Annotated in this window: 11 protein-coding genes, 1 tRNA gene and 2 riboswitches; of the genes, 8 read left to right on the plus strand and 4 right to left on the minus strand. The window is 60.0% G+C overall.

The genetic code is table 11. From position 1 onward, the window contains the following. Positions 1-11: 11 nt before the first annotated feature. Positions 12-187: riboswitch (glycine riboswitch) on the minus strand. A 10-nt stretch (positions 188-197) separates the two neighbouring features. Beyond that, positions 198-350, minus strand: a riboswitch (glycine riboswitch). Positions 351-566: 216 nt separating this feature from the next. The 4 genes from ABEG21_RS00840 (at position 567) to ABEG21_RS00855 (ending at position 3,694) form a co-directional block, all read left to right on the plus strand. After that, on the plus strand, positions 567-2,642 hold the full coding sequence (locus ABEG21_RS00840; RefSeq protein ID WP_347555418.1) for a UvrD-helicase domain-containing protein: 2,076 nt from the start codon (positions 567-569) through the stop codon (positions 2,640-2,642). Between the two features lie 195 nt (positions 2,643-2,837). Next, positions 2,838-2,913 (plus strand) — tRNA-Arg (locus tag ABEG21_RS00845). A 185-nt stretch (positions 2,914-3,098) separates the two neighbouring features. After that, positions 3,099-3,293 (plus strand): type II toxin-antitoxin system VapB family antitoxin, encoded by a 195-nt coding sequence (locus tag ABEG21_RS00850; protein WP_347555419.1) that lies wholly within the window; start codon positions 3,099-3,101, stop codon positions 3,291-3,293. Beyond that, on the plus strand, positions 3,290-3,694 hold the full coding sequence (locus tag ABEG21_RS00855; protein ID WP_347555420.1) for a PIN domain nuclease: 405 nt from the start codon (positions 3,290-3,292) through the stop codon (positions 3,692-3,694). Before ABEG21_RS00850 ends, ABEG21_RS00855 begins: the two co-directional genes overlap by 4 nt. A 74-nt stretch (positions 3,695-3,768) precedes the next feature. Here the strand turns inward: ABEG21_RS00855 and ABEG21_RS00860 are convergent, their stop codons facing one another. Genes ABEG21_RS00860 through acnA form a run of 3 tightly spaced genes read right to left on the minus strand, consistent with a single transcriptional unit; the run spans position 3,769 to position 8,124 of the window. Then, a complete protein-coding gene (locus ABEG21_RS00860) occupies positions 3,769-4,506 on the minus strand; it encodes an ABC transporter substrate-binding protein (protein ID WP_347555421.1) in 738 nt (245 codons plus the stop codon). Positions 4,507-4,544: 38 nt separating this feature from the next. Beyond that, positions 4,545-5,438 carry a GntR family transcriptional regulator gene (locus ABEG21_RS00865; protein WP_347555422.1) on the minus strand — a complete coding sequence of 298 codons (894 nt, stop codon included), beginning with the start codon at positions 5,436-5,438 and terminating at the stop codon, positions 4,545-4,547. A 55-nt stretch (positions 5,439-5,493) separates the two neighbouring features. Next, positions 5,494-8,124 (minus strand): aconitate hydratase AcnA, encoded by a 2,631-nt coding sequence (gene acnA / locus ABEG21_RS00870; RefSeq protein WP_347555424.1) that lies wholly within the window; start codon positions 8,122-8,124, stop codon positions 5,494-5,496. A gap of 267 nt (positions 8,125-8,391) precedes the next feature. On the opposite strand from acnA, the gene ABEG21_RS00875 reads away from it, so the two are divergent. Further along, on the plus strand, positions 8,392-9,453 hold the full coding sequence (locus tag ABEG21_RS00875) for a lactonase family protein (protein ID WP_347555425.1): 1,062 nt from the start codon (positions 8,392-8,394) through the stop codon (positions 9,451-9,453). 55 nt (positions 9,454-9,508) lie between these two features. Then, positions 9,509-10,837: an MFS transporter gene (locus tag ABEG21_RS00880; RefSeq protein WP_347555426.1), complete on the plus strand. Its 1,329-nt coding sequence runs from the start codon at positions 9,509-9,511 to the stop codon at positions 10,835-10,837. Between the two features lie 35 nt (positions 10,838-10,872). On the opposite strand, the gene ABEG21_RS00885 is transcribed toward ABEG21_RS00880, so the two are convergent. Next, a complete protein-coding gene (locus ABEG21_RS00885; protein ID WP_347555427.1) occupies positions 10,873-11,871 on the minus strand; it encodes a LacI family DNA-binding transcriptional regulator in 999 nt (332 codons plus the stop codon). Between ABEG21_RS00885 and ABEG21_RS00890 the strand changes: the two genes are divergently transcribed. After that, positions 11,850-12,314, plus strand: a complete 465-nt coding sequence (locus ABEG21_RS00890; protein ID WP_347555428.1) for a hypothetical protein — start codon at positions 11,850-11,852, stop codon at positions 12,312-12,314. The two genes, ABEG21_RS00885 and ABEG21_RS00890, sit on opposite strands and share 22 nt — an antisense overlap. Next, positions 12,311-13,036 (plus strand): gluconate 2-dehydrogenase subunit 3 family protein, encoded by a 726-nt coding sequence (locus tag ABEG21_RS00895; RefSeq protein WP_347555429.1) that lies wholly within the window; start codon positions 12,311-12,313, stop codon positions 13,034-13,036. The genes ABEG21_RS00890 and ABEG21_RS00895 overlap by 4 nt, the downstream gene beginning before the upstream one ends. Positions 13,037-13,071: the final 35 nt, after the last annotated feature.

Below are 13,071 nucleotides of genomic sequence, written 5' to 3' on the forward strand. Positions count from 1 at the left end.
AGGCGCGCAGTGCCGACCCCTCTGTCCTCGATACCTGAGAGATTGCATGGAATCGTGCGCCAGCGGTCGAACGGGGACAGGTCCCAAGCGTTCGATCCGATCCGGCGGCGTTTACATGCGCGCCCCTTCGGTGGGCAGGCTAGACGCGCGATACACGCGTCCGCTGCCGCTCTCCAGAGATGCGGAAGCCGGAGCTTCCGGCGCGATCGGTCCTTTTGCCTGAGAGTTTGTGGGTATTACCCCTTCGGCGGCGACGTCGGCTATTACCGAAAACAGTGGAATTCGGTAAAGGGGGTGCGCAATGCGCATGCCCGCTGGCCCATGACGTCGCGCTCTCCCGATGCGCCCGGCGACTGTAAGGCAGCCGCGCGGCGAAGTCAAATAGAGAAAAGTATTGCCCCATCCGGCTGACAGACCAAACAGCCAAATCGGCCCTCGCTGGCGTACTGGCTCCCGGAAAAGGGGGCCTCCGCGTGCTAACATCGCCACTCTTCCTGACCCTTCCGTGATCGATCCTGCCGTGTTGACCGGGCGGGCGATATCGCCTTTTTTTCAGAGAGTTACCCATGTCGGGCATGAACGCCGCACAGCGTGAAGCGGTGCACTATCTTGACGGTCCGTGCCTCGTGCTGGCGGGTGCCGGCAGTGGCAAGACGCGCGTGATCACGCAGAAGATCGCGCATTTGATCGAGCACAAAGGTTTCGAGCCGAAGCACATTGCCGCCGTGACGTTTACGAACAAGGCGGCGGCGGAAATGCGCGAGCGGATTGCGACCTTGCTCGAAGGCAAGACGCTGACCACGCCGGGCAAGGAGGGGCGGAAGGTGCCCGTCAACCAGCTCACCGTATGTACGTTCCACTCGCTGGGCGTGCAGATCCTGCGCCAGGAGGCGGAGCACGTCGGGCTGAAGCCGCAGTTCTCGATCATGGACTCGGACGACTGCTTCTCGATGATTCAGGAGCAGGTGGGCAGTACCGACAAGGGGATGATCCGGAAGATTCAGACGCAGGTCTCGTTGTGGAAGAACGCGATGCTGACGCCGGAGCAGGCTGCCGCGGTTGCCGAAGACGTCGATCAGCATCAGGCGGCCATTGTTTTCCGGAATTACGTGGCGACCTTGCACGCGTATCAGGCGGTCGATTTCGACGATCTGATCCGACTGCCGGCCGAGTTGTTCGCGCGCAACGAGGAAGTGCGGGACCGGTGGCAGAACCGTCTGCGCTATCTGCTGATCGACGAATACCAGGATACGAACGCCTGCCAGTACCAATTGGTCAAGCAGATCGCCGGACGACGTTCGGCGTTCACTGCGGTGGGCGACGACGACCAGGCCATTTACGGTTGGCGCGGCGCGACGCTGGAGAATCTGGCGCAGTTGCAGGTGGATTTCCCGCAATTGAAGGTGATCAAGCTGGAGCAGAACTACCGCTCCACGGTGCGGATCCTGACCGCGGCCAATAACGTGATCGCGAACAATCCGAAGCTTTTTGAGAAGAAGCTGTGGAGCGAGCACGGGATGGGCGACACGATCACCGTCAACGCCGCGAACGACGAGGAGCACGAGGCCGAGTCCGTGGTGTTCCGGATGTCCGCGCACAAGTTCGAGCGCCGCGCGCAGTTTCGGGACTATGCCTTGTTGTATCGGGGCAATTTCCAGGCGCGAATCTTCGAGCAGATCCTGCGACGCGAGCGCATCCCTTATGTGCTGTCGGGCGGCCAATCGTTCTTCGACAAGGCCGAGATCAAGGACGTGTGTTCGTACTTGCGCCTGATCGCAAACGCCGATGACGACCCGGCTTTTATCCGGGCCGTGACGACGCCGCGACGCGGAGTGGGGAATGCGACGCTGGAGGTGCTGGGGAGTTATGCGGGGCAGTCGAAGGTGTCGCTGTTCGAGGCGGTCTATATGGGCGGCATCGAGGCGCGGCTGAGCCCGCGCCAGCTCGAACCGCTGCGCGCCTTCTGCGACTTCCTGCAACGGTTGACCGATCGTGCGAAGAAAGAAGCGGCGAACACGCTGCTCGACGAGTTGATGGAGGGCATGCACTACGAGGCCTATCTGTACGACGCGTACGACGATCGCGCGGCGCAGACCAAGTGGCAGAATGTGCTGGAATTCCTCGAATGGCTGAAGCGCAAGGGTACGAAGGCGACGGTCGAGAACGAGGAGGAAGCCACCGGCTATGACACGGCGAATGGCCTCGCGGACGAGGGCAAGGATCTGATGAAACTGATCCAGACCGTCGCTTTGATGTCGATGCTGGAAGGCAAGGAAGAAGATCCAGATGCGGTGCGCCTGACGACGGTGCATGCGTCGAAGGGGCTCGAGTATCCGCACGTGTTTCTGGTGGGCTGCGAGGAGGGGATTCTGCCCCACCGCGGCAGCGACGACGCGCCGGCCGATGATGCGCGGATCGAGGAAGAGCGTCGGCTGATGTATGTGGCGATTACGCGGGCGCAGCGGAGTCTGCACCTCTCGTGGTGCAAGAAGCGGAAGCGGGCGCGTGAGACGGTGGTCTGCGAGGCGTCACGGTTTATCGAGGAGATGGGGCTGGCGGAAGCCCCACCCCCTACGGCCGATGAAGCACCGATGACGCCGAAGGATCGGATGGCCGCGTTGAAGGCGTTGTTGGGGACGTGAGGCTAGCTTTCCTGCTCGTTGTTGCACTTGCGCGGGGATGTGTACAAAATTGGTCGCTTCCTCGCGACTTGTGTTAGACTAGCCGTCTTATTGTTGGTGTGGTTTTTTGGCAACCAACAAACGTGTCGGCGCTGCGAACCTGTTTTTCGTCTTTCGCACCCACAGCCGCCACGAACTATTAGCTTTGCCTCATCTGCGTCCGTAGCTCAATGGATAGAGTACTGCCCTCCGAAGGCAGGGGTTGCTGGTTCGATCCCAGCCGGACGCACCAATCAAAATCCAGTGGTCAGAAGTGAAAGTTGTGTGCCGTTCGGCTAGTAATGTCGAAAACGCCGCTATCGCTGGTCCAGTTCCGGCGGCCCGACGAGTCTCTAAGCGACACCGCTGCGCGGATGGCGTAGCGCTAGCGCGAGTGTGTATAATTAATCAGATCTATACACATATCAGGTGACGGTTATGCGGACCAACATCGAAATCGATGATCGGTTGATGGGCGAAGCCTTGTCCGTGACCGGCGTAAAGACTAAGCGGGAAGCGGTGGAATTGGGTCTTAAAACACTGATCCGGCTCAAGCAGCAGGAGCAAATTCGCCAATATCGAGGCAAGTTGCAGTGGGAAGGCGATCTTGAAGCAATGAGAGTCGATCAATGACGCTAGTCGATTCGAGTGTCTGGATCGACTATTTTCGCGGCATAAAATCGCCGGAAACCAATAAGTTGGATATATTGTTGGGCACCGAGGTCTTGCAGACTGGCGATTTGATCTTGGCGGAAGTGTTGCAAGGGTTTCCCGTTGAGGCAGACTTCAACGTTGCGAAGCAATTGATGACCAAGGGGCTGGTTGTCGTGCCGCTTGTCGGGTCGCAGAACGCAATCCAGGCAGCGCGAAACTATCGCACGCTGCGGGCGCAGGGCGTCACAATCCGCAAGACGATCGATACGTTGATAGCAACCTACTGTATCGAGAACGGTGTATCCCTGCTGTTCAGTGACAGAGACTTTCGTCCGTTTGTGGATAGCTTGGGTCTCCGCTCAGCGTTACACAATGATTAATCCCATTCTGTTTGTATAACGGCATCACACGCAGCGCATCGAAAGAAAATCTTGCGGATCCTATGCAATCCTAATCAAACCTCCCTCGGTGCCACCGACGCCCCTGCAATCTTATGCCGTCCCAAAGCATCGGCAACAAATCCCGACGCCTTCATCTCTTCCACAAACGCTGCCAGGAAGCTGGCCGCCTCAGGCCCGCGACTTTTCGGCAGGCCCATCGCTTGCCGAATCACCATGAAGCGCTCATCGAGCAGCCGTAGGCCCGTAAGTTTGGCCGCGTCGCTTTCCAGTTGCTGCTTCACCCCAGCGGCAACCTCCAAATTCTGCTCAAGGAACGTTGCCACGACGGTCGGCGACGTGGGCGCACGGATGATTTCCGCATGCTGCAATTCCCGCGTCAAAAACAGATCGTAGGCGCTGCCCTTTCCAACGACCACCCGAATCCCCGTCCGATCCACCGCCTCGTTCGTCTTGATCGGCGATGCATCGCGCACCATATAAAACCCTTCGATCAATACATAAGGTGCGGTAAACGCGATGCTCTCACCGCGCTTCGGATCCACCGCAAAAAATCCAAAGTCCGCCTGCTCGTCGCTGACGGCCTGAACGGACTTCCCCGCCGCATCGAATACCACTAACTCGACCGGCACGCCAAGACGTTCGCCCAATGCATGTGCGAGATCGACCGAGACGCCAAAGGGCATACCGGTTGCCGCATCCCGATTTGCCAAAATCGGATTGCCGAGATTGATGGAAGCGCGCAGATTGCCGGTCGGCGCGAAGGCACGAACGATGGATGCATCAATAGCCATGGATAGAAGCGGTAAAGCGACCGGCCTGCACTGTCGGTCTAGGGTCTAAGAATGTCGCTGATATTCGAAAGCGCATCGAGCGTATGTCGAAGATGGTCGGCCAGTGCTTCCGACGCTTCCGCATTACGTTCGCGCTCCAGAAGATCGAGAATATGCAGATGCTGCTTGCAGTGTTCGGTGTAACGCTTGCGATCCTGCATCGAGCGATAAGAAAGCAGCCGCCGCACGCGGTTTACGCGTTTGATGGCATCGATAAAAAACGAATTGCCCGATGCTTCCACCAAGGACTCGTGAAACCGTACGCCACGATCGTGAAGCTGATCGGCGCTGTCCGTTTCGATACCGCCTTCCAGCAAATGCATTTCCGCGGCGCGGCAACGCTCCAATACCTTCGCATCGAGTCGATAGCCGGGCTCCAGTAAAGCAGCCGGTTCGAGCGCGAGACGCAGCCGATACGATTTCAGCAGACTGTCCGGTGTGGTGAGCATCGACGAGAACTGCCATCCATAGCCGGGCTTGCGTTGCGCCCACCCCTCTTGCGCGATACGGCTGAGCACCGCGCTAAGCTGTGCGCTCGTCAACGCGTATCGCGTTTTCAACAACTGCTCCGAGACCTCCTCGGGAATCAGCCCCTTCAAACGATCATCGGCGATACGAAAGTAAACGCTGGTGACGGCATCCGATTCGCTCAGCCCGAGCTGATCCACGATCTGGTCAAGCGGTGCATCTACCGGCTGTGCCAGAAAGAAGCCGCGATTGCGTTGCCGCGTCAATACGCCTTTATCGTGCAAAAAGGCAAGCGCATCGTTGACCGGCGACCGTGAGACTCTCAGGCGATCAGCAATCAACTGCGCGGGCAGATGGCTGCCGACAGCCATCCCTTCGGCGTGAATGAGCGCGACAATTTGCGAAGCGATGGAATTCTCGGTCATGGCAATGCTGGCTGCTGCTGGGTTGCGCGGCGACGCCTCCGCCGCCCCTTCAGCATCAGGCCGGGAGCGATTGCGCCGCGAGTGTCTTATGTAATATCAGGGGAATGACGCCGCCCGCACGAAGCAAAGCCGTCTCCAACTGCGTTTCCACCCCCGCCACTGCGTCGAACGGTTCTATCCTGCCGTCCGCACGGATGATTCTGACATTGATTTTACAACGCGGCGAAATCGTATCGGGCGCAGCGTTCACTTCGATCCGGTCGCCCGCGCGGATGGCCAGGCTGTCGGGCGTGACGCCTTTAGGCAGCCGTATCGGCAAAATGCCCATGCCGATCAGATTCGATCGATGAATCCGCTCGAAACTGACCGCCAATACCGCGCGAATACCGAGCAGACGCTGGCCCTTGGCAGCCCAGTCGCGCGACGATCCGGTGCCGTATCGCTCGCCGGCGATCAGCACGACGGACTCATTCGCCGCGCGATATCGATTGGCGGCCTCGAAAATCGGCACGACCTCGCCACTCGGCACGTGCAAGGTGTTGGCCACCGGCGCGTCCGGCTGCAGCAGGTTGACCAAGGTCTTGTTATAGAACGCGGCGCGCACCATGACCTCCCAGTTTCCCCTACGCGACGCGAAGACATTGAGGTCGTTTCGATCGTCACCCCGCTCGACCAGAAAGTCGGCGACATTGCTGTCCTTGGGGATGGCGCTCGCCGGCGATATATGGTCCGTGGTCACATCGTCACCGAGCACCAGTAACGGATACGCCTGGTACACGCCCAACTGACTGCCCTCCGTCAGCGCGGCAAAGGGCGGCCTGCGCAGCGCGGTGGACTGCGCCTGCCACGGGAACTGCGCGCTGTCTGGAACGCGCATCTCGTGCCACAGCGGATTCCGGCTCGCAATGGCGAAGGCCTTGGGATAGTCGGTCGGCTCCGCTGCGCGTTCGACCAGCGCCGCGACTTCTTCGCGACTCGGCCAGAGATCGCGTAGATACACCGCTTCGCCGTCGCGGCCGATCTGCACCGACTTCTCGCGAAGGTCGATCTCCGCGTCGCCCGCTAGCGCAAAGGCAATGACGAGCGGGGGCGACATCAGAAATCCAAGATCCAGATCCGGATGGATCCGGCCGGGGAAATTGCGATTTCCCGATAACATCGCGACCGGATAGGCCGCGCCCGCGGCAATGCCCGCGCTGATCGGTTCACTGAGTTGCCCCGAATTGCCGATGCAGGTGGTGCAGCCATAGCCGACGATGTCGAATCCGACCGACGATAGATCGTCGATCAAGCCGGCGCGTGCAAGGTAGGCCGCAGCGGCAGGAGAACCGGGGCCGAGTGAGGTCTTGACCCACGACGGTACCGTGAGCCCTCGCTCCCGGGCTTTGCGCGCGAGGAGTCCCGCGGCTATCAGCAGCGCGGGATCGGACGTATTGGTACAACTGGTGATGGCGGCGATCGCAATCGGATGCTTCGGCATCGTATGGCCGTCGCCTTTGGGTAGGAAAGCCAACTTCGCGAGCGTGGCGGGGATCTCGTCGTAACGCAGCAGATCCTGCGGCCGTCGAGGGCCGGCAACATGCATACCGATCTCGTTCAGATCGATCAGAATCTGCCGCGTATAGACCGGTTCCGATGCCGGGTCGAACCACGTCCCTTGCCGCTTCGACAAGGTCTCCACCAAGGCGATGGACTCCGGTTGCCGATCGGTGGCGCGAAGGTAAGTCAGCGTGGCGTCGTCGATCGGGAAGAAGCCGGTGCTGGCTCCGTATTCGGGCGCCATATTGGCGACGACCGCTCGCTCCCCGGCGCTCAAGGTACTCACGCCGGGCCCGAAGAATTCGACGAACTCGCCCGACACGCCTATCTGCCGCAGACGCTGCGTGACCGTGAGGGCAAGGTCGGTGGCTAGCGACCCCGGACGCAAGGCGCCGATCAGGCACACGCCGATGACGTCCGGAATACGTTGCATGACCGGCATGCCGAACATGACGGTTTGCGCCTCGAGCCCGCCCACGCCCCATCCCAATACGCCGATGCCGTTGATCATCGGCGTATGACTGTCCGTGCCGATCAAGGTATCCGGGACGGCCCAGCGCTCGCCCGCGCGATCGACCACTGTCGCCACGGTAGCGAGCTGCTCCAGATTGATCGTGTGCATGATGCCCGTGCCGGGCGGATGGATGCGCACATTGCTCAACGCCTTCGAGGCCCAGCGCAGGAAGGTGTAACGCTCTTCGTTGCGTCGCAGTTCGAGCGCCAGGTTTTTAGGCGCGGCGTCGGCGCGACCGAAGTACTCGACCGCCAGCGAGTGATCGACCGACGAATCGACCGGCAATACAGGATTCAACACCGTCGGGTCCGCCCCCGCCTCTGCCAGCGCGTCTCGCATCGCCGCCACGTCCACCAGTGCCGGTGTGCTCGTCGTGTCGTGCATCAAGACGCGATTCGGCTGAAACGCAATTTCGACCTCGCTGCTGCCCTGCGCCAGCCAGGCAAAGATCCCGTCCACCGCTGCGCGACGTTCGTCGCCGTCGGTGTTGCGGATGACATTCTCCAATAGCAAACGCAGCACGACTGGCAGGCGCATGAGCGCCTCACCAAACATCGATGGCAGATCGATGTAGCGGAGGGACAGGTCGCCGGATTGCAGGCGCGCTTCTGGGGGGGAGTAAGTGTTTTCCATAGCTGTATTTTTGCATTTTACTCGTGCAAAGTGCAATATAGTACAAACCCCAGAAGAATAAAACAGGAGACTGATGCCGTGGAACCGACGGATGAACGGGGCGATCCCAACGCGCGCCGCCACCGGACCCGTCGTCGCAGCGTGCTGCAGACGGCGGCCTCGGCGGCCCTGTGTGCGGCCCTGTGTGCGGCGCTGTCGCGGTGGAGTCCGTCGGCGTTCGCGGCCGATTCTGGGGCGCTGCCCCCCTCCAAGATGAAAGGAAATCGCATGTTTGCTTATGTTGGATGCCGTACCACGCGAGAGCGCAATGCCCGAGGCGATGGCATCAGCGTCTATTCCGTCGACCCGGTGTCAGGCGCGCTGGCACTGGTTCAGCTCTTCGGCGGCCAAGTGAATCCGTCGTTTCTCGCACTGAGTGCCAATGGCGAGCGCCTCTATGTGGTCCACGGCGATCTGCGGGATATCAGTGCATTTGTCGTCGATAAGTCGACGGGCAAAATCACGTTTCTCAATAAACAAAGTACCGAGGGCGACAATCCGGTCCATCTGGCAATCGATCCCACGGGCCGATACATCGTCGTCTCGAATCACATCAGCTCCACGCTCGCGGTCTTGCCGATCGCGGAAGACGGCTCGCTGCAAGCGGTCTCTCAACTGGTAAAAGTGGAGGGAACGCTCGGGCCGCATCGCATCGAGCAGAAGGTGCCGAAGCCGCACTTCAATCCCTTCGACCCGTCGGGCGAATTCGTCATTGTTCCGGCCAAAGGCGCGGACAGCGTTCTGTCGTATCGATTCGCTGAAGGGCGGCTGACGCGTGCAACGCCGGCCTTCGTGCAAGCGCGAGAAACGTCCGGACCGCGGCATATCGCGTTTCATCCGACGGCCGGCTTCGCCTATTGCGTCAACGAGCTGGATTCCACCGTGACGACGTATCGCTATCTGTCCCAGACCGGCGTGCTGCAACCGCTGCAAATCGTGTCGACGCTACCGGATACCTTCACTGGCAATAGCCGGGCATCGGAGATCGAAGTCGACAGGACGGGACGATTCGTCTACGCGTCGAATCGCGGCTATGACAGTGTCGCCGTCTTCAAAATCAATCAGGAAACGGGCGCGCTGACGCTGATCGACGTAGCGCAAAGTCGCGGCCGCACGCCGCGCTTCATCACCTCGACGCCCGACGGTCGGCTGATGTACGTACTCAACGAAGACAGCGACAGCATCGTCACCTTCGCCGTCGATCACGCGTCGGGACGCATCCGCCCCACGGGTGCGAGCGTTGAAACGGGCAGCCCTGTTTGCATGGTGTTCTCGCAACAGCAGGCTTGAGCCGGCCCACTGACCTAACACGGACATCGCGCGGCTTGGTCGCGGATGCATCACTATGCAAGCTTCACAATCGATCAACGAGACCGCGCTTGTCCGCAAGATCTCATGGCGCATCATTCCTTTCGTATTCGTGCTGTATATCGTGTCCTACCTGGACCGGGCGAATATCGGTTACGCCGCGCTGCAGATGAATAAAGAATTGGCCTTGAGCAGCGAAGCCTTCGGTTTCGTCTCGGGCATCTTCTTTATTGGATATTTTCTGTTCGAGGTGCCGAGCAACGTCTTTCTCAACAAGTTCGGCGCGCGCGTCTGGATCGCGCGTATCTTGATGACCTGGGGGGCGGTCGCGATCCTCTCCGCCTTTGTGCAGACCGCGACGCAGCTGTATATCCTGCGCTTCCTGCTGGGCGTTGCGGAAGCTGGATTTTTCCCCGGCATCATTGTCTACCTGACGTATTGGTTCCGCATGAAGGAACTGGCCACCACCGTCGCGTTGTTCACGGCGGCAATACCTGTCTCCTATATCATCGGTGCCCCATTGAGCACATGGATCATGGACCATGTGGCCTGGTTCCAGTGGAGTGGCTGGCGCTGGATGTTGGTGCTGGAAGGCATGCCGGCTTTGATCGGCGGCGTGCTGTGCTTTCTCTATCTCGCGGATCGCCCAAAAGATGCGAAATGGCTGAAGCCGGAGGAGCGGGATTGGCTGCTCGCGGAACTGGAGAGCGATAAGAAAGCGCGTCCTACGGTAAAGCATGTGCCATCGATGCGCGTGCTGGCGAATCCGAAAGTGCTTTACCTTGCGTTTATCTATTTCGTGTATCAGTGCGGCAGTCTTGGCGTTGGATATTGGATGCCGCAGATCATCAAAGGCTTCTCGAATACGCTCAGTCATACGGAGATCGGACTGATCGCGATGGTGCCGTATATTTTTGCGACGATCGTGATGGTGCTCTGGTCACGTAGCTCCGATCGTCGCGCCGAGCGCCGGCTTCATTCGGCCATTCCCTTGGCCGTGGCGGCCGCCGCACTGTTCGGCGCGGGCATGACGGGCAATCCGTACGTGTCGATCACGATGATCAGTTTGAGCCTCGCCGGACTGTACGCGTTTAAATCCCCGTTCTGGGCGTTGCCGACCTTGTTTCTATCGCGTTCGAGCGCGTCCGTTTCGATCGCGGTCATCAATTCGATCGGGAATCTCGGCGGATTCGTCGGCCCCTTCGCCATCGGCTATGTAAAGGGGCAAGGGGGCAGTTCCACGACCGGCTTGTTATTCCTGTCGGCGCTGTTGGTCATCTCGTTTTTCATGACGCTTTTCATCCGCATCCACGAGACACCGTCGGGACCGGAGCGCGAACTCACGCCCGCGAGCAAACGGGCATAGTGTGTCCGGAGCCGGTGAGGACGCCGCCGGCCGAGTCATTTGGGCGGCGCAACCGAATCCCGCACGACCATCTTCATCGGCAGCACCAATTTCGTCGTATGCCGTTTGGTATTGGCCGTCATCAAGGCCAATGCTTGAACCGCGAGCCGCGCTTGTTCGTCGCTGTCCTGCCGCATCGTCGTCAGCGAGAACGCGGCATCCGACGCCGCCGGAATGTCATCGATGCCGATGACGGAAACATCCTGCGGTACGCGCAGCCCGATACCGCGAAGCCGACCGATCGCGCCGATCGCGATGGCGTCGTTGGACGCAAAGATCGCCGTGGGCGCGCGTGTTCCCTTCATCAACGCGTCGACGCCGCGATGACCCGATACCGAGTCGTGGCTGCCAAAGACGATATTCGGCTTGAGCCCTGCTGCTTCCATGGCGGCCGTGTAGGCGGCCGTCCGCTCTTTCGCCGAGATTTCGTCGGTACCCGCCAAGTGGGCAATACGACGATGCCCGAGGCCGACGAGATAGCGGATCGCCTCCGCCGTGGCGGCCTCGTCGTCGATATCGATCGTCGAGACGTTCTTGTAGTCGACGCTTTTGCCCAGGTAGACACAGGGCAACTTCTGCGCCATTGCCTGGATGGCCCTGGGGTCCCGCGGTGTGCTGATCAGGATCGCACCGACCGCGCGCAAATTGATGAAGCGCTCGGCTTCCCGCAGCGTGGACGCGTCGTCGAGCGCCCGCAATGACAGCACGGGGTCCAACCCCGCTTCGGCAAGCGCGTGATCTATCGAGGTGGCCAGCTGAATATGGAAGGGATTGTACGGTTCGCCGATCACGACGCCGACGGTACTGGTCTGCGCCGACACCAGGTTTCGCGCAGCCAGGTTCGGACGATAATCGAGGCCCGCCGCGACCGATGCAACGTGCTCGCGCGTGGTCTCCTTGACGCCCGGATCGCCGCGCAAGGCCCGCGACACCTGTGCTCGCGACATACCCGCCACGCGCGCGACGTCGCTCAATGTCGCAAATTTTGTCTTCACTTGCCCTCATATGCCAAGGTTTGTCGCCGCAGCAGCATCATCGCGCGAAGAAGGCATTTCGCGAGCTGCGCCGTCATCACCCGTTATTTTACCGCGACTACTTCGTCTGTTCCGGCGTGTCCATGCGACCAGTTGACACTGCAACGCTTTACTTTTATTCTTCGCCCGGTGGTCGTATGGCCGCATGCCGCAGTCGTTCCGCGCGCATGACATTCAAGGTTCGGCAGTCCCGAGCCTTTTTTGATATAAAAGAAAGAGAGCGCTCTCTTTTTTTAAAACCAATAAAAGAGAGCGCTCTCAAAAAGATGCGAGCTCCCACTGCGTCCGTGCTACGCCGCGTTGCCGACTCGCGCCATTGCGTCGATGCCTTACCCGATGCAATGGCGTGGTATCGCGCGTATTCGGGCCCGTTAGGCCAGATCCCTGCTAAAAAATTCAGATGAAACGTCGAAGCATATTGAAAGCCGGTCTCGCGCTGATCAGCACGGCGACCGCGGCCGCCGTTTACCGTCCCGTCGGTGCGGCGACGCGAATCCTGATGGGCGGCACCAAATGGCTCGCCAAAGAAACGCCGCCGCCGGTGCCTGTCGACCCGACCAAGCGCGTGTTTTTCACTGAGCAGGAAGCCGCGCAGATCGGTGCCATTTTCAATCGCTTGATTCCGGCAGATGAAGTGAGCGCGGGCGCGACCGATGCCGGCTGCGTCGTGTTCATCGACCATCAGCTCGATGGCCCCTATGGCCATGGTTCCTGGAAGTACAAGGCGGGCCCCTTCCAGACCGGCACAGATTCACAAGGTGACCAAAGCCCGTTGACGCCGGCCGAATGCTATAGAAAGGGCCTTGCGGACATCGATGCCTATTGCAAGAAGACCTTCAGCAAGTCATTCGACGGGTTGAGCAACGCGCAACAGGACCAGCTCCTCGAAGAAATGGAAGCGGGAAAGCTGTCGCTGCCGTCGGTGAATTCCGGTGTTCTGTTCAAGCAGTTTCTCGCAAACGTCCAGGAAGGCTATTTCGCCGATCCCATCTATGGCGGAAACAAGGACATGGTCGGCTGGAAGATGATCGGCTTTCCAGGTGCGCGTTACGACTATCGCGATTACGCCGAGAAAAAGGGCCAGAAGCTCGATATCGAACCGGTCAGCATCGCCGGGCACATCTAAGCGGTCCTCCATCGCGTACAGAACACAATAGGAAA

This window comes from Robbsia sp. KACC 23696 (genome assembly GCF_039852015.1).
GTDB lineage: Bacteria > Pseudomonadota > Gammaproteobacteria > Burkholderiales > Burkholderiaceae > Robbsia.

What these genes read in the sequence shown, in the direction of transcription:
- ABEG21_RS00890 (WP_347555428.1), top strand. Translation starts at nt 11,850, where the DNA reads ATGTCGCAAATTTTGTCTTCACTTGCCCTCATATGCCAAGGTTTGTCG.
- ABEG21_RS00855 (WP_347555420.1), top strand. Translation starts at nt 3,290, where the DNA reads ATGACGCTAGTCGATTCGAGTGTCTGGATCGACTATTTTCGCGGCATA.
- ABEG21_RS00860 (WP_347555421.1), bottom strand. Translation starts at nt 4,506, where the DNA reads ATGGCTATTGATGCATCCATCGTTCGTGCCTTCGCGCCGACCGGCAAT.
- ABEG21_RS00840 (WP_347555418.1), top strand. Translation starts at nt 567, where the DNA reads ATGTCGGGCATGAACGCCGCACAGCGTGAAGCGGTGCACTATCTTGAC.
- ABEG21_RS00875 (WP_347555425.1), top strand. Translation starts at nt 8,392, where the DNA reads ATGTTTGCTTATGTTGGATGCCGTACCACGCGAGAGCGCAATGCCCGA.
- ABEG21_RS00865 (WP_347555422.1), bottom strand. Translation starts at nt 5,438, where the DNA reads ATGACCGAGAATTCCATCGCTTCGCAAATTGTCGCGCTCATTCACGCC.
- ABEG21_RS00850 (WP_347555419.1), top strand. Translation starts at nt 3,099, where the DNA reads ATGCGGACCAACATCGAAATCGATGATCGGTTGATGGGCGAAGCCTTG.
- ABEG21_RS00880 (WP_347555426.1), top strand. Translation starts at nt 9,509, where the DNA reads ATGCAAGCTTCACAATCGATCAACGAGACCGCGCTTGTCCGCAAGATC.
- ABEG21_RS00895 (WP_347555429.1), top strand. Translation starts at nt 12,311, where the DNA reads ATGAAACGTCGAAGCATATTGAAAGCCGGTCTCGCGCTGATCAGCACG.
- acnA (WP_347555424.1), bottom strand. Translation starts at nt 8,124, where the DNA reads ATGGAAAACACTTACTCCCCCCCAGAAGCGCGCCTGCAATCCGGCGAC.